The sequence below is a fragment of the Thermotoga caldifontis AZM44c09 genome (assembly GCF_000828655.1).
Classification (GTDB): domain Bacteria; phylum Thermotogota; class Thermotogae; order Thermotogales; family DSM-5069; genus Pseudothermotoga_A; species Pseudothermotoga_A caldifontis.
In genome coordinates, this window is the sequence record NZ_AP014509.1 from 674,294 (window position 1) to 697,931 (window position 23,638).

At 51.5% G+C, this 23,638-nt stretch carries 25 protein-coding genes and 2 tRNA genes; 9 read left to right on the top strand and 18 right to left on the bottom strand.

Annotated elements, in window-relative coordinates; all coding sequences use genetic code 11:
- Together TSP01S_RS03255 and TSP01S_RS03260 are read right to left on the bottom strand one after the other, a co-directional pair.
- On the bottom strand, positions 1–672 hold the full coding sequence (locus tag TSP01S_RS03255; protein WP_041076427.1) for an anaerobic ribonucleoside-triphosphate reductase activating protein: 672 nt from the start codon (positions 670–672) through the stop codon (positions 1–3).
- Entirely contained in the window at positions 672–2,480 is a 1,809-nt protein-coding gene (locus TSP01S_RS03260) for a ribonucleoside triphosphate reductase (RefSeq protein ID WP_052463482.1), read from the bottom strand. The genes TSP01S_RS03255 and TSP01S_RS03260 overlap by 1 nt, the downstream gene beginning before the upstream one ends.
- 192 nt (positions 2,481–2,672) lie before the next feature.
- Here TSP01S_RS03260 and TSP01S_RS03265 point away from each other — a divergent pair, with 192 nt between their 5' ends.
- Genes TSP01S_RS03265 through TSP01S_RS03295 form a run of 7 tightly spaced genes read left to right on the top strand, consistent with a single transcriptional unit; the run spans position 2,673 to position 10,253 of the window.
- Complete coding sequence (locus TSP01S_RS03265) at positions 2,673–3,716, top strand: 3'-5' exoribonuclease YhaM family protein (protein ID WP_041076429.1); 1,044 nt, start codon at positions 2,673–2,675, stop codon at positions 3,714–3,716.
- Entirely contained in the window at positions 3,706–5,115 is a 1,410-nt protein-coding gene (locus tag TSP01S_RS03270) for a phosphoglucomutase/phosphomannomutase family protein (RefSeq protein ID WP_041076431.1), read from the top strand. The genes TSP01S_RS03265 and TSP01S_RS03270 overlap by 11 nt, the downstream gene beginning before the upstream one ends.
- Positions 5,116–5,119: 4 nt before the next feature.
- The gene (topA, locus tag TSP01S_RS03275; RefSeq protein WP_041076433.1) at positions 5,120–7,288 is read left to right on the top strand and encodes a type I DNA topoisomerase; all 2,169 of its coding nucleotides are present in this window, start codon (positions 5,120–5,122) and stop codon (positions 7,286–7,288) included.
- A complete protein-coding gene (locus TSP01S_RS03280; RefSeq protein WP_041076435.1) occupies positions 7,285–8,178 on the top strand; it encodes a D-alanine--D-alanine ligase in 894 nt (297 codons plus the stop codon). Before topA ends, TSP01S_RS03280 begins: the two co-directional genes overlap by 4 nt.
- Entirely contained in the window at positions 8,175–9,200 is a 1,026-nt protein-coding gene (locus tag TSP01S_RS03285) for a hypothetical protein (protein WP_041076436.1), read from the top strand. Before TSP01S_RS03280 ends, TSP01S_RS03285 begins: the two co-directional genes overlap by 4 nt.
- A 23-nt stretch (positions 9,201–9,223) precedes the next feature.
- Entirely contained in the window at positions 9,224–9,730 is a 507-nt protein-coding gene (locus TSP01S_RS03290) for a chromate transporter (RefSeq protein ID WP_231848598.1), read from the top strand.
- Positions 9,731–9,734: 4 nt separating this feature from the next.
- Positions 9,735–10,253 (top strand): chromate transporter, encoded by a 519-nt coding sequence (locus TSP01S_RS03295; RefSeq protein ID WP_231848599.1) that lies wholly within the window; start codon positions 9,735–9,737, stop codon positions 10,251–10,253.
- Here TSP01S_RS03295 and nadE read toward each other — a convergent pair.
- The 16 genes from nadE to hutH form a co-directional block, all read right to left on the bottom strand.
- The gene (gene nadE / locus TSP01S_RS03300; protein ID WP_041076439.1) at positions 10,243–11,103 is read right to left on the bottom strand and encodes an NAD(+) synthase; all 861 of its coding nucleotides are present in this window, start codon (positions 11,101–11,103) and stop codon (positions 10,243–10,245) included. The two genes, TSP01S_RS03295 and nadE, sit on opposite strands and share 11 nt — an antisense overlap.
- On the bottom strand, positions 11,075–11,725 hold the full coding sequence (locus TSP01S_RS03305) for a ribonuclease H1 domain-containing protein (RefSeq protein WP_041076441.1): 651 nt from the start codon (positions 11,723–11,725) through the stop codon (positions 11,075–11,077). Before TSP01S_RS03305 ends, nadE begins: the two co-directional genes overlap by 29 nt.
- A 5-nt stretch (positions 11,726–11,730) precedes the next feature.
- Entirely contained in the window at positions 11,731–12,507 is a 777-nt protein-coding gene (locus TSP01S_RS03310; RefSeq protein ID WP_041076443.1) for a DUF368 domain-containing protein, read from the bottom strand.
- Positions 12,507–13,202, bottom strand: a complete 696-nt coding sequence (locus TSP01S_RS03315) for an ABC transporter ATP-binding protein (protein WP_041076445.1) — start codon at positions 13,200–13,202, stop codon at positions 12,507–12,509. The genes TSP01S_RS03310 and TSP01S_RS03315 overlap by 1 nt, the downstream gene beginning before the upstream one ends.
- Positions 13,186–13,821, bottom strand: coding sequence for an ABC transporter permease (locus TSP01S_RS03320; RefSeq protein WP_231848600.1), 636 nt, complete (start codon positions 13,819–13,821; stop codon positions 13,186–13,188). The genes TSP01S_RS03315 and TSP01S_RS03320 overlap by 17 nt, the downstream gene beginning before the upstream one ends.
- A gap of 94 nt (positions 13,822–13,915) precedes the next feature.
- Positions 13,916–14,830 (bottom strand): ABC transporter substrate-binding protein, encoded by a 915-nt coding sequence (locus TSP01S_RS03325; protein ID WP_041076449.1) that lies wholly within the window; start codon positions 14,828–14,830, stop codon positions 13,916–13,918.
- 66 nt (positions 14,831–14,896) lie between these two features.
- Positions 14,897–16,645 carry an NADH-dependent [FeFe] hydrogenase, group A6 gene (locus tag TSP01S_RS03330; RefSeq protein ID WP_041076451.1) on the bottom strand — a complete coding sequence of 583 codons (1,749 nt, stop codon included), beginning with the start codon at positions 16,643–16,645 and terminating at the stop codon, positions 14,897–14,899.
- A gap of 55 nt (positions 16,646–16,700) precedes the next feature.
- On the bottom strand, positions 16,701–17,066 hold the full coding sequence (gene rplT, locus TSP01S_RS03335) for a 50S ribosomal protein L20 (protein ID WP_041076453.1): 366 nt from the start codon (positions 17,064–17,066) through the stop codon (positions 16,701–16,703).
- A 16-nt stretch (positions 17,067–17,082) separates the two neighbouring features.
- On the bottom strand, positions 17,083–17,283 hold the full coding sequence (rpmI, locus tag TSP01S_RS03340; RefSeq protein WP_041076455.1) for a 50S ribosomal protein L35: 201 nt from the start codon (positions 17,281–17,283) through the stop codon (positions 17,083–17,085).
- A gap of 14 nt (positions 17,284–17,297) precedes the next feature.
- On the bottom strand, positions 17,298–17,849 hold the full coding sequence (gene infC / locus TSP01S_RS03345; RefSeq protein ID WP_082021637.1) for a translation initiation factor IF-3: 552 nt from the start codon (positions 17,847–17,849) through the stop codon (positions 17,298–17,300).
- Between the two features lie 88 nt (positions 17,850–17,937).
- Positions 17,938–18,013 (bottom strand) — tRNA-Lys (locus TSP01S_RS03350).
- A gap of 6 nt (positions 18,014–18,019) precedes the next feature.
- A tRNA-Arg gene (locus tag TSP01S_RS03355) sits at positions 18,020–18,094 on the bottom strand.
- Positions 18,095–18,155: 61 nt separating this feature from the next.
- Positions 18,156–18,725, bottom strand: a complete 570-nt coding sequence (locus TSP01S_RS03360) for a TetR/AcrR family transcriptional regulator (RefSeq protein ID WP_041076457.1) — start codon at positions 18,723–18,725, stop codon at positions 18,156–18,158.
- Between the two features lie 18 nt (positions 18,726–18,743).
- Positions 18,744–20,192, bottom strand: a complete 1,449-nt coding sequence (locus tag TSP01S_RS03365) for a radical SAM protein (RefSeq protein WP_041076459.1) — start codon at positions 20,190–20,192, stop codon at positions 18,744–18,746.
- Between the two features lie 60 nt (positions 20,193–20,252).
- Complete coding sequence (locus TSP01S_RS03370) at positions 20,253–21,491, bottom strand: TM0106 family RecB-like putative nuclease (RefSeq protein ID WP_041076461.1); 1,239 nt, start codon at positions 21,489–21,491, stop codon at positions 20,253–20,255.
- Positions 21,484–23,001: a histidine ammonia-lyase gene (gene hutH, locus TSP01S_RS03375; protein ID WP_144380624.1), complete on the bottom strand. Its 1,518-nt coding sequence runs from the start codon at positions 22,999–23,001 to the stop codon at positions 21,484–21,486. The genes TSP01S_RS03370 and hutH overlap by 8 nt, the downstream gene beginning before the upstream one ends.
- Positions 23,002–23,113: 112 nt before the next feature.
- On the opposite strand from hutH, the gene TSP01S_RS03380 reads away from it, so the two are divergent.
- Positions 23,114–23,344 (top strand): hypothetical protein, encoded by a 231-nt coding sequence (locus TSP01S_RS03380; protein ID WP_041076465.1) that lies wholly within the window; start codon positions 23,114–23,116, stop codon positions 23,342–23,344.
- A 5-nt stretch (positions 23,345–23,349) separates the two neighbouring features.
- The gene (gene zapA / locus TSP01S_RS03385) at positions 23,350–23,607 is read left to right on the top strand and encodes a cell division protein ZapA (protein WP_041076467.1); all 258 of its coding nucleotides are present in this window, start codon (positions 23,350–23,352) and stop codon (positions 23,605–23,607) included.
- Positions 23,608–23,638: the final 31 nt, after the last annotated feature.

A 23,638-nucleotide genomic window follows, 5' to 3' on the forward strand; every position in this document is an offset into this window, starting at 1 on the left:
TCACCTCACGAGCGCCCCGAACCGTGAAGCGAGCTTGTGAAGAACTTCATCGTTTGGCGTTTCGATGCCAGGCAAAGATTTCAGAGTTTTCTGGGCTCTGAAACGCTGCAGATACCACGTACTGCCTTCCACGATCCTGCCGATGAACGCAAGGTCGTCCTCATCCATCAAGCCCGGAACGTACGTGGTTCTGACTTCGTGTGGAACGGCATACTTTTTCAAGATGCTGAGGGTTTGGAGAACTTTTTCGAACATGTCCCGGGCGGTATCGTGGTCCAGGCCTGTGACTGAGTGGAAGTTTCCGACGCTGGCTTTGAAATCCAACGCCACGTAGTCCAGAAGGCCTTCTCTGAGAAGCTGTTCGACCAATTCTGGATTGCTCCCGTTCGTATCGAGTTTCACAAGGTAGCTTTCCTTCTTGAGAGTGCGAACGAAATCTAAAAGCTCTTCGTGTATTGTCGGTTCTCCACCTGTTATCACCACGCGGTTTGTGATGGTCCTTCTGTGTATCTCTTCGAGGATCTCGCCTTCCGTCGCTTTCTCCACCCGCCCCAGCACCAGCTCCGGGTTGTGGCAGTAGGGGCAACGAAAGTTGCAACCCACTGTGAAAACAACGATCGAGATCGATTTTGGATAGTCCAGCAGGCTTGTGAGAACCGTTCGTGCGAACATCAGACTCTCACGGTCTTCCTCAACCTGAATTCCTCCTGCTTTCCCGAGTTCCAGCTCTTGACAGGCCTGTAATAACCGACGACCCGGGAATAAACCTCTACGGGTTTGCCGCAGAACGGGCAGCTTTTCTGTTCTCCACGCAGGTATCCGTGGTCCTGACACACACTGAAGGTGGGTGTCAGAGTCAGGTAAGGCAACCTGTAGCGGGTGAACACGGATCTCAGAAGCTGCGGAACGGTTCCTGCCTCTATCGATTCACCAAGGTAGATGTGTAGCACCGTTCCACCGGTGTAAAGAGATTGCAGCTCGTCCTGATGCTCGAGCACGTAGAAAAGGTCGTACCCGCCGTCGACGGGAAGCTGGGTCGAATTCGTGTAGAACGGTTCGTTCACCCCACTCGTGTAGATATCCGGGAAAGTTTTCCTGTCTATCTTCGCGAACCTGTAACTCACGCTCTCGGCCGGAGTGGCTTCCAGGTTGTAGAGGTTGTTCGTCTCCTTCTGGAACTGTAAAAGTTTTTCTCTCATGAACTGGAGAACCTTTATCGCGAATCGTCTGCCTTCTTCGGTATCTATCCCCACCCCTAAGAAGTTCATGCAAGCTTCGTGCATGCCAACCAGACCTATCGTTGAAAAGTGGTTCGACCAGTAACTGCCCGTCGTTTCGTGGACATCGGAAAGGTAGAAACGCGAATATGGATAGAGTCCTTTCTCCGTGAGATCTTCAAGAACACGCCTCTTGATCTCCAGACTGTCCTTAGCGAGCTCCATCAACTTAGAGAGTCTTTCGAAAAATTCGGCCTCGTTCGCAGACAGATAACCGATCCTCGGCACGTTTATCGTAACTACGCCTATGCTCCCCGTGAGGGGATTGGCACCGAACAGACCCCCACCTTTCTTCGATAGCTCGCCTCTCTGGATCAGGAACTGTGAGAGTCTTTGTCTCACCGATGTGTTGTCCAGACGCAATCGGCAACACATGCTTCTGACATCCGAAGGATCCATGTCGCTGTTGATGAAGTTGGAAAAATAGGGTACTCCGTACTTTGCCGTGAGTTCCCACAAAGGATGGAACCTGTCCGAATCCCAGGGGAAGTCCCTGGTGATGGCGTAAGTCGGGATCGGGAAAGTGAAGATCCTCCCGTGGGCGTCCCCTTCGATCATCACTTCCCAGAACGCCCTGTTGAGCATATCCATCTCGTTCTGAAATTCGGCGTAAGTGTGGCTCTGACGTTCGCCAGCAACGATGACCTTCTGCTGCTTCATGTGTTCTGGAACGACCAGATCGAAGCTCAGGTTCGTGAAAGGAGTCTGAAAGCCCGTCCTGGTCGGCACGTTCAGGTTGAAGATGAACTCCTGGATCGCCTGTTTCACTTCTTCGTACGTCAGTCCATCGTGTGCGATGAAAGGAGCGAGCAGGGTGTCGAAATTCGAAAAGGCTATCGCACCAGCGGCTTCTCCCTGAAGCGTGAACATGAAGTTCACGATCTGACCCAGGGCACTTCGGAAATGCCTCGGCGGCTTGCTGGATATTTTTCCCTGCACACCCGTGAAACCCTTGAGGAGTAAGTCTTCCAGACTCCAGCCTACGCAATAGACGGACAGAGAACCGAGGTCGTGGATGTGCATGTCCCCTCTGACGTGTGCAGAAGCGATTTCTTCGGGATAGATCTCTTCGAGCCAGTATCTCGCGATGACCGAAGAATAGAGATAGTAGTTAAGCCCCTGAAGCGAGTAGGACATGTTGGAATTCTCGTAAACCCTCCAATCAGTTCTGTTGAGATAATCTTTCACCAGATCTCTGATCATACTGACACCTCCCACGCAGGATCCGGCACGAACAGTATACCCAATATGTAGTATTCCTGTCAAGAAGAACACTATATATGGTATATCATTCACGCAAGTGTGATCTCTCTTTGACAGTTTTCCTGAAGATCGGTACGTTACCTGGCACAGATCCCGGTGTGCCTGGTAAAATCGCCATAGGAGAGTGAGAGAGTGAAGCTGGAGAATATTCTACCAAAGGAAATCGTCGAAAAGTTGAAAGAGCAGGCAAGATCCGGTGGACCATACATACAGGAACTTTCGGAAAAGATGAAGGAGACCGTTGAGCTTGTTGGAAAGGTCACGAGCAAAAAACTCCAAGAATCCAAGGATGGCAAGAAGTTCCTCCTCATAACACTCGCAGACAGAACCGGGAGCATACGTGCGGTAGACTGGTACAACGCGGAGGAGAACGATGTGCGCCTCACCGAGGGAGACGTCGTCCTCGCGAAAGGGCGTGTCGTGTTCTTCGAGGGGCACCTGCAGCTGAACATCGAGAAAGAGAAGGATGCTCTGACGATCCTCACTGAGGACCAGTACGATTACGAGAGGTTCGTCGAAGTAACCAAAAAGAACATCGAGCTGCTGTACCAAAAACTCGTCGAGTTCATAAACGATATCCGTGACAGGGAGATAAGGACCTTACTTGAATCGCTCTTCGTGCGTGACAAAGAGTTCGTTTCCAGTTTCGTTCAGGTACCTGCGGGCGTCAACGTACATCACGCTTACGTTGGCGGGTTACTGGAACACACCGTTGACGTTGCCACCCTGTGCCGGAAGGTGAGCGACGTTTATGATTTTCTGAACAGGGACGTGCTCATCGCGGGTGCAATACTGCACGACATAGGCAAGGTTAAAGAATACAGAATAACGAAGAAAGGCCTTGAGGTGACGACAGAGGGAGAGCTCAAAGGTCACATAGCACTCGGTCTGGAAATACTCCAGCAGAAAGCCAGCGGAGTGAACATTTCCAGACCGAAGCTTCTGCAGCTGGAGCACATAATCCTCTCTCACCACGGAGAATACGAGTTCGGTTCTCCCGTCCTGCCAAAGACTGTGGAAGCTTACGTGGTGCACTCGCTCGAAAACATGGATTCGAAGTTGTCCAGGTTCAGGATCATAAACGAAAAACAGAAGAATGGAGACAAAGCCTGGAGCGATTTCGACAAACACCTGGGAAGACGTATCTGGCTGGGAAGGTGGAAAGATGAAGATTAAATTCGGTACGAGTGGCTGGAGGGCCATCATCAGTGACGAATTCACGTTCAAGAATGTGCGCATCGTGTCGCAGGCCATCGCCGAGTATTTGAAACGAGTCGGCGGCAAAAGGGTGATCGTCGCGCGTGACACACGTTTCATGACCGAACGTTACGCCCGACTGGTCGCGGAGGTGCTCACGGCCAACGGCCTGAAGGTACTGATGCCGGAAAATCCCACACCCACGCCGGTGGTCTCTTTCACGATACGCCACCACAGGCTCGACGGAGGAATAAACATCACCGCGTCTCACAACCCACCGGAGTACTGCGGGATCAAATTCAACCCAGCGGACGGTTCACCGGCCCCACCCGAGGTCACCCAGCAGATCGAATCGATCATCGCATCGCTCGATGAGAGTAAGGTTTCGACCATGTCCCTCGTGGAAGCCAACAGCAGAGATCTGCTCGAGATTTTCGATCCCAAACCGACTTACATGGATGCACTCGCCAGGATCGTTGATTTCGAGGCGATCAGGAAAGCCAATTTGAAAGTCATCGTCGATCTCATGTACGGTACCGCGATGGGGTATCTGGACGAACTGTGTTCGAGGCTGTGCAAAGAGGTGGAAGTCTTCCATAACTATAGAGACCCGTATTTCGGAGGCAACAGGCCGGAGCCCGATGAAGAGAGGCTCGCCCTGCTCGCGAACAGGGTGAAGACGAAAGGCTGGGACGCCGTACTCGCCGTGGACGGCGATGCGGACAGGTTTGGCATCGTTGACGATGAAGGTAAATACATCAAAGCCAACGAGGTCATCGCTTTGCTGGCACACCATCTTTACAAGAACAAGAACATGAAAGGACCTGTCGCCAGGACCGTTGCCACTTCTCACGCGGTGGACGAAGTCGCAAAGGCGTTCAAGTCCAACGTCGTTGAAACACCTGTGGGGTTCAAATTCTTGGCGTCCGTACTTTTGAACGAGAAGGCTGTGATCGCCGGAGAAGAGAGCGGAGGACTCTCTGTTGCGAACCATGTTCCCGAGAAAGATGGGATTCTGGCTTGCCTCTTGATTTTAGAAATGATCGCTTACGAAGGTAAACCTCTCTCCCAGATCAGAAAAGAGTTCAGACAGAACTACGGAACCTTCCACAACACCCGTGTGGATTTCGAGCTGTCCAGCGACGAAGAAAAGAGGAAGTTGTTTGAGAGATTCGAGAACCTGGAGCGGTACGTAGCAGACCTCAAGGTTGTTTCCAGTGACAGGATCGATGGGCTCAGGTACTTCTTCGATAAAATTGGTAGCTGGTTACTGGTGAGAGCTTCCGGAACGGAACCGGTGGTGAGGGTGTATTTCGAGGCGAGGGACGAGGGCACTTTCCAGAAGCTGAACATGCTCGTCAGAAAGATCAGCAGGTGAAAACATGGCGAAAAAGGTCATAATCGTTGAATCCCCAGCGAAGGCAAAAACCATAAAAGAGATCCTCGGTGGAGAGTACGAAGTAATATCTTCCAGAGGGCACGTGCGTGACCTTCCCGAGAAAGAGTTCGGTGTCGACATCGAAAACTTCGAGCCAACTTTTCAGATCATAGACGGAAAAGAGAAAGTTGTGGAAGAAATCATCGAAAGGACGAAGAACAAAGAAGTCTACCTCGCTTCCGACATGGACCGGGAAGGTGAGGCGATCGCCTGGCACCTCGCAAACATACTCAACATTCTGAACAAAAAGAACAGGATCGTGTTCAGCGAGATCACCCCGCAGACGATAAGGTCTGCCGTCAAGTCTCCAAGATTCATAGACATGAAGAAGGTCCACGCGCAACTTGCCCGCCGTATCCTCGATCGCATCGTTGGTTACAAAGTCAGCCCGCTGCTGTGGAAGCTTCTCAGGACCAGTTCCAGCGCGGGAAGAGTCCAGTCTGCAGCGCTAAAGCTCGTCTGTGAGCGTGAAGTTCAGCGTCACAGGTTCGTCCCGAAACGTTTCTGGAAGGTGCAGGGATACATAGGTTCTTTGAGGTTCTATCTGACCCACGTGGATGGGAAAAAGATAGAAATGCAACAGGTGGATGAAGCTCTCGCCCGGCAGATACAACGCGAAGTCAAAGAACTGAAGCTCGTGCAGAAAAAGGTCAGAACCGTTGAGAAAAAGCCTCCCTTGCCTTTCATAACGAGCACCCTTCAACAAGAAGCGGCCAACAGATTCGGTTTTTCCGTGGCAAAAACGATGCAGCTCGCCCAGATGCTCTACGAAGGTGTGGAGACGCCCGAGGGCCACAGAGCCTTCATAACGTACATGAGAACCGATTCAACACGCATTTCCGAGTACGCGAGAGATCAGGCTGAGAAATTCATCAAGAAGAATTTCGGGGAGCGTTACCTCGGTGAATTCAGGACGGAGCAGAGGAAGCCAAACGTCCAGGACGCACACGAGGCGATCAGGCCCGTCGACGTCGAACTCACACCGGAAAAGGCCCAGAAACTTCTGGATAAAGATCTCCTGAAGCTGTACAGGCTCATTTGGGAAAGGTTCGTCGCCTCACAGATGGCTCCAGCAGTTTACGAGGAAACGATCTACATGTTCGAATCTGGCAGGTACGGCTTTGAAGCGAAGATGGAGAGAAGGATCTTCGAAGGCTTCGAAGCGGTCATGAACAGAAAGGAAGAACACGTAGAACCCCTCGAAGGAGAAACCTTCAAGGTGACCAAGTGGAACATCGAACAGGACGAAACGAAGCCCCCAGCCAGGTATACAGAATCTTCGATGGTCAGGGCACTGGAAGCGAGGGGCATCGGGAGGCCGAGCACGTACGCGACGATCATCTCCACATTGCTCGAACGAAAGTACGTCGTGAAGAAGTCGAAGGAGCTGGTTCCAACTGTTTTGGGATTCGTCGTCAACCATTACATGGAGCAGAGATTTCCGAAAATAGTGGACCTCGACTTCACTGCGAGGATGGAGGAAGCGCTCGATGCTATCGAAAGGGGTGAAAAGGATTACAAGCAGGTGTTGAACGAATTCTACGAGGAGTTCTCCGAGCAGTTCACGAAGGCTGAAAGAGAGTGGCTCTCCATAGATATCCAGACGAACGTTGACTGTGAGTGTGGCCGGAAGTTCTCACTGAGGGTTGGACGTTTCGGACTGTACTTGTCGTGTCCTTCGTGCGGGAAAACGTCTTCCGTCGAGCTGGAAAGTCCAGCAGTGATGGACGGAAACGTGATGTATTTCACCGATCAGGAGGAAAGCAGAAGCTACACGTGTCCGAACTGTGGAGGAGAACTGAAAAGAACCAGCGGCAAGTACGGCGCTTACTACCACTGTCCCAAATGTGGTAAGAACTACAAAGACTTTGCGAGGGGCAGCTGTCCAAAATGCGGTTCTGCGGTCGAGAAAAAGGTGAGTAAGAACAAAAAGAGCTTTTTCAAATGTACCAATCCAGACTGCGATTACGTGAGCTGGCTCGAACCTTCACAAGAGTCGTGCCCAGATTGCGGTGAAAGGTTACATTACAGAAAAATCCGCTCCTCAGAAAGGTTGTACTGTCAGAAGTGCAGAAAGACGTTTCAAAAACCTGGGGAGGGAGCAGAAAGTTGAAGATCGCAGTCCTGATGGGTGGTGTATCCAGAGAGCGAGAGATCTCTCTGAGGAGCGGTGAGAACGTTGTTAAAGCCCTGAGAAAGCTCGGTCATGAGGTGACTCCGATAGACGTTGGAGAGAACTTTCTTCAAGTGCTACCCACGCTGAAAGGGTTCGATCTGGTCTTCATAGCGCTCCATGGTAAGTTCGGTGAAGACGGCACAGTTCAGGCTCTCCTCGACTGGCTTGGGGTGCCTTACACCGGCTCGGGGGTGCTGGCGAGCGCTCTGTGCTTCGACAAGTTGATGACCTACAGGGTCGTGGAAAAGTTCGTTCCGGTTCCGGATTACGTCGTCGTCGACAGGCCCACGAGGGAATCTCCCTTCGGTTTTCCTTGCGTGGTGAAGCCCCGCAAGGAGGGTTCGAGTATAGGCGTGCACATATGCGACGGTCCAGAGGAACTCGAAGAGAGTTTGAAAACGGAACTGGAGCTCTATGGTGAGATGATCCTGCAACGATACATAAATGGTAGAGAGCTCACGGTATCTGTGATAGAAATGGATGGTGAACTGAGAATACTTCCGATACTCGAGTTGAGGCCGAAGCGCAGGTTCTACGACTACATAGCCAAGTACACGCCGAACATGACAGAGTTCATCCTTCCCGCCCCACTGACGGAGGAGGAGTACAGAGCGGTCTGTGATTCCTGTTTGAAGGCCTTCAGGGCGTGTGAGTGCAGAGGTTTTGCAAGGATAGACGGAATCCTGAAGGACGGCACGTTCTACTTTCTGGAGATCAACACGATACCCGGTATGACGGATCTGAGTGACATGCCAGCGTCTGCACGTGCGGCGGGAATGAGTTTTGAAGACCTGATCGACGTGATAGTGAAGACGGTGAAGAGATGAGAGCGACTGTGGAACTACCACTGCTCTCTTTCTGGCTGAGGTTCTGCGATAAACTGATTGGATCGTCCGAATACAGTTTCGGAAACGTCTATTTTTCTTACCAGGAAGGCCTCGTCGTACGCGCAACCGATGGCTGTCTGCACGGTTGGATGAGGGTGGGAAGCTGTGAACCGTTCGAAGGTGAAATCGCCATACCGCTGAGGCTGTTGAAGGGTTTCCTGGTCGGTGAGAGTGGTGAATTTCTAAACTTGGTACTGACGGAAGATGAAATCGTGCTCAGTTCCGCAAGCGAAGCTCTGAGGATCAGGCTCGCGGCGAGGAGGGATAAACAGGTCCCGGTTGAGCACGAAACCGTGGCCCGGTCAAACGTGGCCAGCTTCAACCGCGCGCTGGACTTCGTGACGTCACCGCTCGAAGAAGGAGATTTCGCCCTTTTCGGTACGTTTCAGAAAGAGTTGTTGCTCTTTGCCTCCACACGCACACTACTCTGTCTCACTCAGTTAAAGGGAGAGACCGTCAAAGAATTCGTTTTTTCTTTTCCTTACATGAGCGCGAGGCACATCGTGAAGGCTCTCGAAATTTACGGCAAAGACACCCAGCTGAACTTCGGTTTGGGTGAGGCACTTTTGCTGAGAACGGGCGATTTCACGCTGCAGCTGTGTGGAGAACAGGCTTCTTTCGATCTTAGGATAGGAAACTTTCTTGTGAGAAGGGAAAGCTATGTGCTTCCGAAAAACTTTCAAAGGTTCGTTTCCAAGGCGGCATGGCTCATGCCGAGGGAGAGTGTCCTCACGGTTGAGTGCGTTAAGAACACCCTGAGGTTTTTCGGGGGCTACGGCACGGTGGCGTACAGGGCGATTCTGCCGTTCGAATGTCCTTTGAGGTTCGAGGTCGAATTCTCCCCACACAAGTTGAGGTCTGCGCTCGCACGGATGGGCAGCAAACTCTTTCTGAGCGCTGGAGATGGGTTCGTCAAGATAGAGGACAGTTCATCCAGAACGGTGGTGTTGAAGAAGCGATGAGCGATGGTGTGTGGAAACGCACGTTGAAAGTTTTTTGGGTTTTCCTGAAGGTCTCCTCGCTGACGCTCGGCGGAGGTTACGCGATGGTTCCCGTGATACAGTGGGAAGTTGAAAGGCTGGGCTGGATGAAAAAAGAAGAATTCCTCGTCCTGTTGTCTGCCGCACAGAGCATGCCGGGACCGATCGCGTTCAACACCGCCGTCCTTGCAGGCAAGAGGGTGGCAGGTGTACTCGGGGCCATCCTGGCTGGCGTTGCGATCGCACTGCCTCCGTTCTTCGCGATCGTGGCCGTTGCCAGCGCACTCAAGCCTTTTTTGAACAACACGTACGTCAGAGCTTTTTTGCTCGGTGTCTACGCGGCAGTTGTGGGTCTGGTCTTCAACGTACTTCTCGGTCTGCTCAAAAGACAGAGATGGGGAGTTCTGAAAGTTGTGGTAGTTACTCTTGGAGTGGTGCTGCTCATGGTCAGTAAAAACTTGCTGTACGCGGTCTTCGTCGTGAGCATCGTTGTACTCTATCTGTGGGAGTGAGGTTGTGAGTCTGTTCAGGTTGGCTCTCATCTTCCTGAAGATCGGTTTTCTTTCTTTCGGTGGTGGTTGGGCGGTTGTTGGCGTACTGAAAAAAGAACTCATATCCGTGGGGATCCTCTCTGCGGAAGAGTTCACCGAAATGGTATCGATAGCCCAAATAACGCCTGGGCCGATCGCGCTCAATCTGGCCACTTACGTAGGTTACAAGTATTTCGGTTTCTTGGGTGCATTGCTGAACACGTTCTTCTTTCTGCTCGCCCCATCGCTCACCATCGTCGCTGTTTTCACGATTGGAAAGAAAACGAAGCTGGACTCTGCCAGGTTGTCTCGAGCACTGATGGCGTTCGCAACGATCATGGTGATCGTTACGTTGCTCTCACTCTCGAGTTCCAGGCTCACCGATGTGCGTTTCTTTCTCATCGCAGCGCTCGTCTTCTTCGCGCTGAACAGGTTCAAGGTCCATCCGCTCGTTTTGATGTTCGTAGGGGGCTTTCTGGGCGTTCTTCTGTACACTAATCTGTGAATCGAACGTTGGCGATTCTTCTGCGCTGTGCCGCGGAAACTATTTGTTTCACGCGCTGTACTAGTCCTGGATCTTCGTTCGAAAGGTCCTCGTTCATTTCGAACTTCATCAGTATTCGATCGAGTTCTTCGTAGTTCAAACCCAGGATGAACTCATCCGTCAGCCCGGGTATGAGGTCTGGTGTGGGTGGCCTCTCCACGATCTTTCGTGGCACGCCGATCAACTTTGCGAGCTCCATAACCTGTGTTTTGTAAAGGTGTGCTATGGGTTCGAAGTCGGCAGCACTGTCACCCCACTTGACGTACAGACCCGTCTTCAGTTCGGTTTTGTTCACGCAACCTGCAACTGCGTAACCTCTTCTTTCTGCTTCGAAGTAGAGAAGGCACATTCGGATCCTGTGTTTTATTCTGTAGTAGGCGAGACCTTTTTTGAAAAACGCGTTACCGGCATCCAGAAGATCGTCCAGGTAGGGATCTCTTGAAAGTGTCCTCCATTTGTTCTTCACGTAGTTTTCCTGAATTCTTCTCGGAAAGATGAAGGCGGGAGGAAACATCCTGTAAATTCCCACCTTCCTGAGCAACGGTGTGATTGAAAAGATACGATGTGGAACGCCGAATTCTTCGCAGAGTTCGACGGCCAGTCGCGTGCTGGTTCTCGAAGAGTCGCGGTCTGGTAGTATCAATCCGAAAACGCGCTGAGCCCCGAGGGCTTTCGCACACAGGACTGTCACGACGGCGGAATCCACTCCACCGCTGACACCCACGACGACACCGTGATAGTTGTTGGTTTCAACGAACCTTCTGATGAATCCCTGTATCTCCTCAGAGACTGTCAGCGGATCGAAAGACATCTTTCAACTCCTCCCAGTTCCAGTTGGTGTTTGAGTTCTTACTGACTGCTAACTTTGCGAGTTCGTCGGCCCTCTGGTTGCACGGGTCTTTCGAGTGTGCTTCGATCTTTTCGAAATCGATGCGAACACCTTTTTTCTGTGCGAGTTTCACACTCTGCACGTAGATCGTGGTGAGTGATGTTTTCGCACTGTACTCGCCGCTGGCCCACTTCTGGAGGTTCTCAAAGTCATGTTTGATGATGAGATGCCTTGCACCCTTTCGGAGGGCATAATCGATCGTGAAGAGCACGGCGAGAACCTCTCCCGCCACGTTCCTCATTGTGGCAAGATCTGGTTTGTCTGTCCAGAAATAAAACTCGTGCAGGCCTTCGTCGTCACACAGCACGATCGCCGAACCGCAGACACCGTCCCTGTAACTTCCATCGACACACGCGAAGATCGTACGTTCAGGCATTTTCGGACATCGCCAGGATTCACCCTTCAGGTACGCGAGCGCATCTTCTTTCGACGCAAAAGAGCGATATTCGGCGTTTGGATAACCTTCAACCTGTTGTTTTGCAATCTCCCAGTTCTCGTATACACCCGGCACTCTACCACGTTTCACGGCGTAGTACTTGCGCACACGGATCACTTCCAAAAAGACCTTTTCGAAAGTCTGAAAGACGAATAGCTCGTGAGTGCAACGATCGAAAGGATTGCGATCAGTTTTGGAAGGTCGGTGTGCTCCTTCGTGAAAGGTTCTATCTTGAAGATGGAAGCCACGACCAGGCCGAACGTGAAGCTTCTGGTCTGGCTCGGAAATGTCTTGGTGAACCAGTCCATGATGATCGACATCAGGGCTATACCGAGGATCACACCAATTCCAAACGGAACAACGATTGAAAGATTCAGTTTCGCCACGCCTTCAATCACGGGACTGTAAGCACCGAGGATCAGGAGCACCAGAGAACCGCTGATACCAGGAAGAACCATCGCACATGCTGCAACGACGCCCGCCAGGAACAGGAAAGTCTGAGAAAGTTGCACCGCGCGAGACATCAACTCAACGGCAATCATCAACGTCGCACCGATCGTGAAGTGAATGACTTTGAATTTTCCAATCTCTTTGAACAATCCTGGTAACGAGCCCAGAATGAAGCCGAAGAAAACGGCATAGGCCACCGCGGGATAAACTTCGAGCAGTTTTTTCATACCGATGGAACCGACGAATATCGCTGTGACGATCCCCAGGCCAACGGTTGCGATGAAAAAGATTTGTTCTCTCGTGAATCTGAACTTCATGAGGTTCGAAACCGCTCCGATCAGCTTTTCATAGATACCGAGTATGACAGCCATCGTAGCACCGCTCACACCGGGAATCAGGTTTGCGAGTCCTATCAAAAAGCCTCTGAGGATGTTCAGCATCAAAGGTCCTCCTGTTCACTCATGTACGACAGGATCGTTTTTTCAATCTCGAGGAAGGAAGGACTGAAAAAATTCAGTTTTGTGCTGAGTTCCATCCGATGAACGAATTTCGCGGGCCGGCCGTGCATCACGTAGATGCGCTTTGCCAGGCTCAGTGCTTCCCTTATGTCGTGTGTCACCAGGATGTAGCTGATTTTCACGTTTTCCAGCAACGACGAGATGTCCTGTATCAATTTTGTCTTCGTGGGAGTATCCAGGCTTCTGAAAGGCTCGTCGAGCAATAAAAGGTCCGGTTCCACGACGAGAGCACGTGCTATGTTCAACCTCTGTCTCATACCACCGCTCAGCTGACCTGGTTTATAATGTTCAAAACCCATGAGCTTCACCTGTTTGAGTACCTGCAGTATCTTATCACGATCTTCACACACGAATTCGAGGTTCCTGTAAGCGTCACACCAGGGGATCAGTCGATCTTCCTGGAAGACGAAACCTACGCGCGCATAATGTCTTCTTATTGCTCCGCTGTCAGGTTGTTCCAGGCCGGCGATGATTCTGAGCAGGGTTGTTTTGCCACAACCCGACGGTCCAACGATCGCGACTGCGTCGGATTCAAAAATCTGTAGATCTATTCCACCAAGTACGGGAAGCTTTCCGTAACTTTTGAAGATCCCTTCAAGTTCAAGAATGCACTTCAAAAGGTTTCCTCTCCCAGATCAACGTGAACAGACCTTCCAGGATCAGTCCAAAGATGACGGCCACGAACGTGTAGGAAAATACATCGACCGTGTTGACGTAGAACTTGGCCTGCATGATCTGCACCCCGAGTCCCGTTTCACCTATGAGGTATTCTGCCACGATCGCCACCTTCCACATGTTACCGATGCTCAACTTTAGAGAAGAAAGCAAGAACGGCCACACGGAACCCATGTAGATGACCTTGAACACTTTCATTTTCGGCACGGTGTATATCCTGGCCATCTCCAGAAGTTTCTTGTCTACGATCCTTACACCTTCGCAGACGTTGAACGTCACGATGGGAAGAAGTGAGATGAAGACTATGAAAACCACACCGCGCCATCCTATACCCCAGGCGAGGATCACGGTTGAAAGCCACGAAACGATCGGGACAGACCTGATCACCATGTTCAGCGGCTGAAGCAGAAGGTAGATCTTATCGGATATGCCCATGAGAAATCCAAGCGCTGTGCCCGCGACGAGGGCCAGACCCATGCCGAAGAAGGCCCTGAGGAAGGTGAGACCAACGGGTCTGAGCAATTTGCCCTCGATCAAAAGCCAATAGGATCGGGCCAACACTTTCAGTGGCCCTGGAAAAATGAGGTCGGACGAGACGAGCTTTGATGCAACGAACCAGATGCAGAAGAGAAGGGCTACTCCCAGCAGGGAGAATTTAAAACGTGAAGAACTTCTCATCTGGCAACGTGGGCATCGCGTCGGGATCCACCTGCTGTGTGACGGTCAGATAGCGTATCACTTCGTCCATCGCTTCGCTCGCTGGCGTGTACTCGTACAGCGTTCTTGCGAGGGATTCTTCGATGATCTCAGCCGGCATGCCACCCAGGTAATTGACGGACAGTTGCGCCGCTTCACGTTTGTTCTCCATAGAGTATCTGAGAGAATTTTCTATCGCTTTCAGAACGGCTCGAAGTGTTGTTTCGTCCAGATTCTTCACCACGAACACACCGGTTATGGGTATTCTGGCAGGAAGGTTGGTGTACTTCGACCAGAGAATCTGTAGATCCTGTGCGATGCGTGCCTGCGCCCGTTTCACTGCAAGCGTGGCATAAGGTTCGGGAAGCACAGCGATTTTGACCTTTCCGGCGCTCATGAGCGAAACTATTTCAGCGGGAGCGGCATATCTGATTTTGACATCGGTGTCTGGCTTCAGCCCAGCTTGTTCGAGAAAGTATCTGATCAGCACATCACCCGTCTGCCCCTTACCCTGAGGCGTGTAGACTTCCTGACCTGACAACATTTTCAAATCTGTGAGATCGAAATCTCTCGTGACGATGTAGAAGCCACTCCAGAGGGTCACCGCGGCGAGCCTTACGTCTATTCCCTTGGCGTACAGGGAGGCTCCGATCGATACAGGCAGAACGATCAGATCGACGTTTTTCGACGCGATCTGTGAGCTCACCTGATCGAGCGTTCTCCAGAAATCGATCTTGAGTTCCACATCGCTGTCCACTCTCTTCTCGAGTAGTCCAACGAAAGCAACCACCGTCGGGCCGACGGGTACGAGCACATTCACCGCCATGCCGACAGAGACTGCGATTAAGAGCAAAAGCGAAAGGTACTTTCTCATGGTTTCACCCCTTCAAAAAGAGGCGAGGAACACACCTCGCCTCTTTCATTTCTTAGTACTTTCCTGTCAGATCTGGGCGGCTTGCGATACCTTCTTTCTGGATCTATCGACGTAGGTCGTGTGGAGCAGTTCGTGCGAAACGTGACTGAGAGGATGTTCTAAGAACTCTTCGTAGAGCTTCTTTATAGACGGGTTCTCGTGGGATTTTCTCAGCACGCTTCTTTCATCGATCGTGTAAATGGCTTCCATGCGTTTGATCAACACGTCTTTGTCCAGGCTCTTTGGCTGACCTCCGCCACCGATGCATCCACCCGGGCAAGCCATGATCTCGACGAAGTCGTAGTAAACTTCTCCTCTCGTTATCTTGTCGAGCAGCCTCCTGACGTTTGCTCCACCGTGGGCAACCGCCACTTTGAGTTGCTTACCATCGAAATCGATCGTGGCTTCCTTTATGCCTTCCAGGCCACGCACGTTGGTGAACTCTATCCTGGGCAGTGGTTTACCCAATCCAAGCTCGTACGCCGTTCTGAGGGCGGCCTCCATCACGCCACCGGTGGCACCGAATATGGCCGCAGCACCAGTGGATTCACCGAGGGGATCGTCGTAGTTTTCCTCTGGCAAGGAAGCGTATGGGATCTTTCTCATCTTTATCAATCTTCCGAGCTCGCGCGTCGTCAAGACAACGTCCACCGCCGGCACGCCGTTGACCATGTGCTGTGGTCTTGTGATGTCATCTTTCTTCGCGGTGCACGGCATTATGGATACAACGAAGATCTTCTCGGGTGGTACGTTTATCTTCTTGGCGAAATAAGACTTGATGACGGCACCGAGCATCTGGTGTGGTGACTTCGCGCTTGAGAGGTTCTTCAAAAACTGTGGGTACAGCTTTTCAGCCAGATTGATCCACGCTGGGCAGCACGAGGTGAACATGGGGAACGGCCCGCCTTTCTTGAGCCTTTCGAGGAACTCCGATCCTTCCTCCATGATGGTCAAATCTGCCGCGAAGTTGGTGTCGAACACGTAGTCGAAACCGAGTCGTCTCAGTGCCGCGACCATTTTTCCGGTTGAAATGCTGCCCACTTCCATACCGAATTCTTCACCCAGCGCCACGCGTGTTGCTGGAGCCGTCTGAACCACGAGGACTTTGTCGTGCTTTTCAAGTTCTTCGAGTACTCTCCTTATATTCACGTTCTCCGTGATGGCTCCGACAGGACAGAACGCAGAACACTGACCGCAACCTATGCAATCCGTTTCGTAGAGCGGCATCTCAAAAGCTGTCTGGGGTAGTGTTTCGTAACCTCTATCGACCATCGAGTAGATATCCATTCCTTGAAGCTCCGAGCACGCCCTGACGCATCTACCGCAAACAACGCATTTCTCCAGGTCCCTCACGACGGCTGGTGAACTCAGATCTTTTGGAACGGCTCTAACCTCGCTCGGAAAGATGTCTTGAACGTCGTAAAGGTAAATCAAATCCTGGAACTCACATCTGCCGTTCACGTCGCACGTCATACAATCTTTTGGATGGCGGGACAGCAGCAGCGCGAGGTTGAACTTAACGGCGTTCGTCACGCGTGAGGTGTTCGTTTTGATCTTCATTCCATCCTGAACCTTTGTTACGCAAGCTGGCTGCAGGTTCCTGGCGCCCTCGACTTCTATCACACACACCCGGCAGGCTCCCGTCGGTTCGAGACGCGGATGATTGCACAGCGTTGGAACGTACACACCGGCTCGGTTGCACGCTTCGAGGACCGTCACGTCCGCCGGTACTTCGTAGCTTTTCCCGTTGATTTCGATCCTCACACTGGCCACCATCAACCCTCCCCTTCTGCGGAGTGAACACCTTCCAAGTTCATTTTATCACAAAGGTTCAAGCGGTGACCTTCTTCAAATGTTGCTTGGCGAGTTCGACGTAGGATTCGAATGCTGCCGGGTCGTTGACGGCCAGTTCGGAGAGCATCTTTCTGTTGATGCTCACGTTCGCCAGCCTCAAACCGTGGATCAGTTCGCTGTATTTCAATCCGTACTTCCTCGCGGCGATGTTTATTCTCGTGATCCAGATCCTTCTGAAGTCTCTCTTCTTTATCTTCCTGCCAGCGAAAGAATACCATTTCGCCCTGACGTAGTGCTGTTTCGCCAGTTTGTATCTCCTGCTGATGGCACCTCTGAATCCCTTGACGGCTTTCAGAATTTTCCTTCTTTTCTTCTTGGCGTGTAACGCCCTCTTGACTCTCATGGTTCAACCTCCTTCCTCAGACACCGAGCAGTCTCTTGATTCTCTTGGCATCGCCTTTGTGCAGAACGTCCTTCTTCCTCAGCTCACGCAGAGTGGACCTTCTCCTTTTTCCTGTGGTGTGCCTCGTTCGCGCGTGGTTGAAAAGGATCTTCCCATTCTTTGTGACACGAAACCTCTTTGCGGCTGTCTTGCTGGTTTTCATTTTGTTCTTGGCCATAACTTCAACCTCCTTCACCCTTCCTTAGGCTTGATCTGCATCCACATGTCTCTACCTTCGAGCTTGGGTTCCACTTCGACAACGCCTATGTCGCTGACGTCCTGAGCGATTCTCTTCAGGATCTCCTCGCCTTTCTCCGTAAAAGCGATCTCCCTACCCCGGAACATCACGGTCACCTTGACCTTGTTGCCCTCTTCGAGGAAACGTCTGATGTGCTTGAGCTTGGTCAAATAATCGTGTTCGTCGATCTTGACTCTGAATTTCATTTGCTTGATTTCCTGAACCTTTTGCTTTTTCTTGGCTTCCTTCTGTTTCTTCGCGAGCTGGTACATGTACTTGCCGAAGTCCATGATCTTCGCGACGGGTGGATCACTGTTGGGAGAAACCAAGACCAAATCGAGCCCTTCTCTCCTCGCGAGTTCCAAAGCTTTGTAAGTTGGCATGATGCCTAACTGCTTTCCATCCTGTCCAACTACTCTGACCTTTGGCACCCTTATTTGTTCGTTTTTCAGGAAAGTCTGTTCTTTTTCGATAATCTCTACCTCCTTAAACAAAAAGGCGGGCAAAGCCCGCCTCCCTGATTTCTTTCAGGTACCGCTCTGAACCCCTTCGACCGAGTCTCGGGGTGGGAAGCAAGGCTTCCGCTTCTGCATCTGGTGGGCCGTGCAGGATTCGAACCTGCGACCCCCTGATTAAGAGTCAGGTGCTCTACCTGCTGAGCTAACGGCCCACACTATGGTGCCCCTGGGAGGAATCGAACCTCCATTTGCGGATTAGGAATCCGCCGTTCTATCCATTGAACTACAGGGGCTTTGTACCTTTAAGTATCCTACCATGCACTCAACGAAAAATCAAGTGGTTAGAACTCGCTTCTAAGACTCTGTTTTTCCCATCAGTCCGGACAGGATGAACGATTCGATCGACTGTACAGCGGAACCCGACGATGCCGTAGCCACGAGGGCCTCGGTGATCAGTCTGGCTGTGGTTTGTGAGTCCAGCTCCGGGTTGATCAGCTCACTCTTCTTGCCCTCCTCTATGAGCTGCGCCACTCTGTTGAGGAAAGCATCGTAACGCCTTTTGAGCCTCTTCCAGACGTCTCCTTCTCCAGATTCGTCCATCACGCTCGCTCGTTCTTTTTCTATCACCTTCGATAGAACCTTCCTGCTCGTCACGAAATCTATGTAGGCCCTCAGGAACATCTTGATTTTTCTAACGTAGTAGCTCTCGCCCTCGACTTCTCTGAAGATGTGGTTCTCGAGTTCTTCCAGCGCCCTGTTCCAGACTTCTTCGAAGAGCACCTCTTTGCTCGGAAAATAGTAGTATATGAGGGCTTTTCGCACGCCAGCGCGCTGGGCGATCTCTTCCATGCTCACGCCATCGAAACCCTTTTCAGAGAAAGCCGCTTTCGCCGCCTCCAGAATTTTCTCTCTGGCGCTGGACAAGTTCTTCACTCTCCATTTTTACTTCAGAGTTTTGTCAACGGCCAGGGCTTCTTCTCTGTTCATGTAGCGCTTCATTCTCGTCTCGTAGTTGTAGATTCCCCTGTTGACAGGATAGCGATCGACGTAGCCATGCTCGTACCAGAGCTTATCGGCGTAAACTTTCCATTCTTCGGCGAGCTTGTCTATCTCCGGGGCCAGCTCTTCAACGACGCGTTCGGAACCTTCGTGCTGTGGGATCGCATTGAAGTGCTTGACCATCGCCCTGTAGACCTTCGGATTGTCGATGATCGGACACGGTCTGAACAGGTTGTTGGAATACGGAACCATGCGCTTGTAAGCTTCGAAGAACGGTGATTTGAGTATCTCTATCAACGATTTTTCCCTTATGCTGTCCACGGCGTACTGCTGGAACACGCAGGGCTCAACGTAACCTTTCGCATTCACGTGGAAGTACTTCGCACCGGCGGCGAGACAGCCGTGAGTCAGGAAGCCGTGGTTCCAGAAGTCCGCAACGAAAGCGAATCTACCACTGAGTCTGACCTCGTCGGTCTTGAAGAACCTTTCGTACCTCTGTTGCGGCGTTGGTACCAAGTCCATGGATGCGTTCATGCCGACGGGCATGTACTGGAAGACCCAGGCGTACACTACCTGCTGTTCCTCGAGGAACTGCCAGAATTCGTCTTTCATCAACGTGTCGTGGTTCATCCTCGTTGCCGTTATCGAAGCACCGAACGGTACCCCGTATCTTCTCAGCCTTTCCCACGCTTCGAGCACACTCTTGAAGACTCCTCTACCCCTTCTCCAGTCCGTATCGAGTTCGAACCCTTCCACGGATATCGCGGGCGTGGCGTTGCCGAGCTCAGACAGTTTCTTGGCGACTTCTTCTGTTATGAGTGTGCCGTTCGTGTAGATCAGGAAGTAGTTGTCGTTGAACTCTTCGAGTATCTCCATCAGGTGTGGCCAGTAGAAAGGTTCGCCTCCGGTGATGACCCAGAAATACAGTCCGAGTTCGTTTCCTTCCCTTATAACTTTGCTCACTTCTTCTTTCGTGAGCTCGTACTTTCTTCCGTAGAGTCCCGCATAACAACCGACGCAGTTCAAATTGCACGCGTAAGTTGGACTTATGACACCGAGTTTCGGTAAAACGACTTTGTACTCGTGCATCTTCTGTTGTCTTATGGGTTCACCGAGCGCGAACTCGTTGATGATCAGGTTGTTGATGATCTTTTCAACGCACTTGGGACTGGAGCGTCTGAACACCTTGACCCAGCTGGTGATCATGGGGTGTTTGTCCTTGGCCATGAGCGCGAGTTTCTTCAAGCCACTCTTGGAAGGTTCCTTCGTCAAGGCGCTGAGGGTTGAAAACAGTCTGTACAGACCCTCTTCGTCCGTGTTGCGCAGCACAGAAGCGACGAGCTTTCCAGCCTGATGGTATATGAAACCTTTCACTCCTCCAACAGTTGCCATGTCGATACCTCCTTTACCGACCGGTCAGTAAAATGCTAACAACACTGGTTTTCTTTTGCCTTACTTATTTGTAACACTCTCCTGACACGACAGCGATTTCATCTTTTCGACGACGAGCCGTGTGGCGCGTACATCGTCTTCGTTGTATTTCAGAACCGTGTCGAGCAGGGAAGGTTCCTTAGTCACGAGCCACAGTTGAAAGTACTTGCACGCGCGCCAACCGTCTAATTTCGTTCTCCATTCAAAATTCCAGTATCGGGCCACGCTCTTGAGGGAATAGCTGAACAGTGGAAGCGCGACGTGGCTCGACAGGATCTGGTAAACATCCACGAAACGTTTCTTCATCTGATGGTACTTTTTCTCTAAGCCGTAGGTTTCCGCGAGCTGCCTGAAATGTGCTGGTTCGTACGCGCAGTAGTGATAGATGGGCCCGTTCTCTGAAAGAAGAAAATCGAGGACTCGGTTGAAAACCACACCTTCCTGATCTTTGTCCTCGCACAGGAACGGTATGTACTCGTCTTTCTTGAGGATTCCGAAGAGGTAATCGTATCCTGCTGTAACGTGGGACTCTATGTCGAGAAACAATCCCTCGGGGAAAGAGGGCAGCGGTTGAAGAAGGATCGGACGTCTTTCGAGCAACGCCTGCGCTTTCTTTTTCAGTTTTTCCAGCATTTCCTTTGAAAAATCCTTCAGTTTCTGGACCTGAACCAGATCCTGCAAATCTTCGATCCCTTCTCTGAGTAGCCTCAGTCTCGTTCGTTCGTTCAGACCGTGGATTGCGATCAGATCCTTTTTCTGGATCAAAGCCTCGCTGCACTCCACCACGTAGGGGCAGGTCTTGCACAGTGACGAAGGTTTCGGATCGTAAAGTTCATCGCGAGTCGTGGTGATGAGTTCGAGCAGAGACATCAATCTTGGAAGATAGTTCCGCCAGTCGAGATCAACTTCGAAGTATGGAGACGTGACGGTCACACCCGTCACGGGAAAACCACGCTGGGAAAAGATGTAGGCATGATAGGCTGCTTCGATCGCGTATTTTTGCTTGAAATTTTTTGCATCCTTTTTCAGAACCAAACGCCAGCCATCCTTTTCCGGTACCGCAAGGTCTGGATCCGCCACGAACCTTTTCCCAAAGATTTCAGCTTCGAGCACTGGTTTTTCGACGCTGAAACCGAGCCTGAGCAGCTGTGAGGAGTCTGGGATCTGCTCAGACTCATCCATCACGTTCCTTTCTAACTGGAATCTCCTGGGACACATCAGAAACTGTTCAAGATCGTCGTACCAGATGGGTTCATTCATACTCCGTCCACCACTCGGTGTGTACCACTTTCAGTTTTTGTTCAACGAATCGTTCGATCTTCCTGAAAGATTCCTGCCAGTAAGTATCGTCCGAAGCGGGTTCCAAGAGATCCTCCACCTGCGAAAAGAGTTCTTCGTTTTTCTTAGACGACCGCATGGGCCGTCTGGCTTGTAGAGCCCTCGCGGCGCACATGAGTTCGATGGAAAGCAGGGTTTCGACGTTTTTGAGAACCTTCATGAGCTTCAGACACGCGTTCATGCCCATGCTCACGTGATCCTCCTGGAAACCGCTCGTCGGAATGGTGTCGACCGAGGCAGGGTGCGACAGGACCTTGTTTTCGTTGCAGAGTGCGGCGGCGGTGTACTGCCATATCATGAACCCGGAATTGACGCCGGCTTCTCCGAAGGCGAGGAAAGGGGGTAAGCCCTCGTTAAGTTTTGGGTTGAGGAGCCTGTCTATCCTGCGTTCGACCATGTTTCCAAGGTCTGTCAAGGCTATGCACAGGAAATCCGCCGCGAGAGCGAGGGGCTCTCCATGGAAGTTACCCTGCGAGATCAGTCTGTCTCCGTAGACGATCGGGTTGTCCGTCACAGAGTTTATCTCATCCTCAACGACCTTCTTCGCGAAAAACAGTACGTCGAGAACCGCTCCGTGAACCTGTGGTATGCAGCGAAGCGAGTAGGGATCCTGAACTCTGGGACAATCTACATGTGAAGCTCTGAGCTCGCTGCCTTCGAACCTTTCTCGCAAAAGTCTGGCCACGATGCCCTGGCCACGGTGCCTTCTGGTTTTTGCCACAGCTTCGTCGTAAGCATCCGGAGAGGCAAAAAGTACATCTGCGCTGAGCGCGGCAACTTCCGTCGAGAATCGCAGTAGGTTGAGGGCGTCGTTTATGACCAACGCCAGACAGGCCGACATCGCCTGGGTACCGTTCACCAGGCTGAGTCCTTCTTTCTCCAACAGCTGGATAGGTTCGAAGTTGAACAGATGCAAAACTTCCCTGGTCGGTCTTGGTACGCCGTTGATGAGCACCTCCCCTTCTCCTATGAGCACGAGCGCGATGTGTGCCAAAGGCGCAAGATCGCCGCTTGCGCCCACGGATCCCTTCGATGGTACGTAGGGTACGATCGATTTGTTCAGAAGCTCGCACAGCTTTTCGACGACGATGGGTCTCACTCCAGAATGACCGAGTGCCAGCGTGTGAGCCCTCGTCAGTATGATCGCACGGACCACGTCTTCTGCCAGAGCTTCCCCCACCCCACAGGCGTGAGACAGGAGTATGTTTCTCTGTAATGAGAGCAACCTCTCTTTGGGTATCTTAACGGTGGCGAACGCCCCGAACCCGGTGTTCACACCGTACACAGGCTTTTCCGAACCAACGATCCTTTCAACGAGACATCTTGAAGCCTTCATTCTTTCGATTGTTGACGGGGCCAGCAACACCTGTTCGTTGTATCTCGCGACTTTAACGAGTTCCCTCACATCGAGATCGTGCTCACCCAAAAGCAAGATGCCATCACCCCAACAGGAAATTTATCACACGACGAGTGAAAGACAAAAATTTGTATTCCTTGTGATATCATTATTCGTGAAAAAGCACACTGGAGAGGGGTGTGCGAGTTTGGACAGGATCGCCGAACTCGAGGAACTCATCGATAAGCTTTTAGAAGATTACAAACGCTTGAAGGAGGAGAACGAGCAGCTCTGGAGCCAGATGAACGAGGTGCTCAGCAAGCTCGAACGGGTGGAAAATGAAAAGAGAGAGTTGGAAAAGCTGGTGGAGACCTACAGGAACACGATGAATTCGCTGGTGGAAAAGCTTCAGAAAATGATAAGTATGGCGGGGAATTGATTGCCATGAAAAGGACTCTGACGCTCAAGCTGGGTGAGAAATCTTACGAGTTGTTGACGGACGCGTCTGAAGAAGCTGTGCTCGCGGTGGTCAACAGGATACAGAATCAGTTTGCCCAGATCAGAAATGATTCCCCGGATGCCAGTCTGGACGAGATTTTGGTAGTGATGCTCGCAAACTCGGTTTTGAACGAGATACGTTACGAAGAAACTATCTCGAGAATAACCAACAGGCTCAAGAATTTTGTACCCCACAAGAGGTGATTCTCCCTGAAGGTAGGGCTTTTCGACTCGG

Coding starts and splice junctions, on each gene's coding strand:
- TSP01S_RS03330 (WP_041076451.1), bottom strand. CDS start 16,645: ATGGTGGCCAGTGTGAGGATCGAAATCAACGGGAAAAGCTACGAAGTA.
- TSP01S_RS03260 (WP_052463482.1), bottom strand. CDS start 2,480: ATGATCAGAGATCTGGTGAAAGATTATCTCAACAGAACTGATTGGAGG.
- nadE (WP_041076439.1), bottom strand. CDS start 11,103: ATGTCTTTCGATCCGCTGACAGTCTCTGAGGAGATACAGGGATTCATC.
- TSP01S_RS03370 (WP_041076461.1), bottom strand. CDS start 21,491: ATGAATGAACCCATCTGGTACGACGATCTTGAACAGTTTCTGATGTGT.
- TSP01S_RS03365 (WP_041076459.1), bottom strand. CDS start 20,192: ATGGCAACTGTTGGAGGAGTGAAAGGTTTCATATACCATCAGGCTGGA.
- rpmI (WP_041076455.1), bottom strand. CDS start 17,283: ATGGCCAAGAACAAAATGAAAACCAGCAAGACAGCCGCAAAGAGGTTT.
- TSP01S_RS03270 (WP_041076431.1), top strand. CDS start 3,706: ATGAAGATTAAATTCGGTACGAGTGGCTGGAGGGCCATCATCAGTGAC.
- TSP01S_RS03325 (WP_041076449.1), bottom strand. CDS start 14,830: ATGAGAAAGTACCTTTCGCTTTTGCTCTTAATCGCAGTCTCTGTCGGC.
- zapA (WP_041076467.1), top strand. CDS start 23,350: ATGAAAAGGACTCTGACGCTCAAGCTGGGTGAGAAATCTTACGAGTTG.
- rplT (WP_041076453.1), bottom strand. CDS start 17,066: ATGAGAGTCAAGAGGGCGTTACACGCCAAGAAGAAAAGAAGGAAAATT.
- topA (WP_041076433.1), top strand. CDS start 5,120: ATGGCGAAAAAGGTCATAATCGTTGAATCCCCAGCGAAGGCAAAAACC.
- TSP01S_RS03285 (WP_041076436.1), top strand. CDS start 8,175: ATGAGAGCGACTGTGGAACTACCACTGCTCTCTTTCTGGCTGAGGTTC.
- TSP01S_RS03255 (WP_041076427.1), bottom strand. CDS start 672: ATGTTCGCACGAACGGTTCTCACAAGCCTGCTGGACTATCCAAAATCG.
- TSP01S_RS03310 (WP_041076443.1), bottom strand. CDS start 12,507: ATGCTGAACATCCTCAGAGGCTTTTTGATAGGACTCGCAAACCTGATT.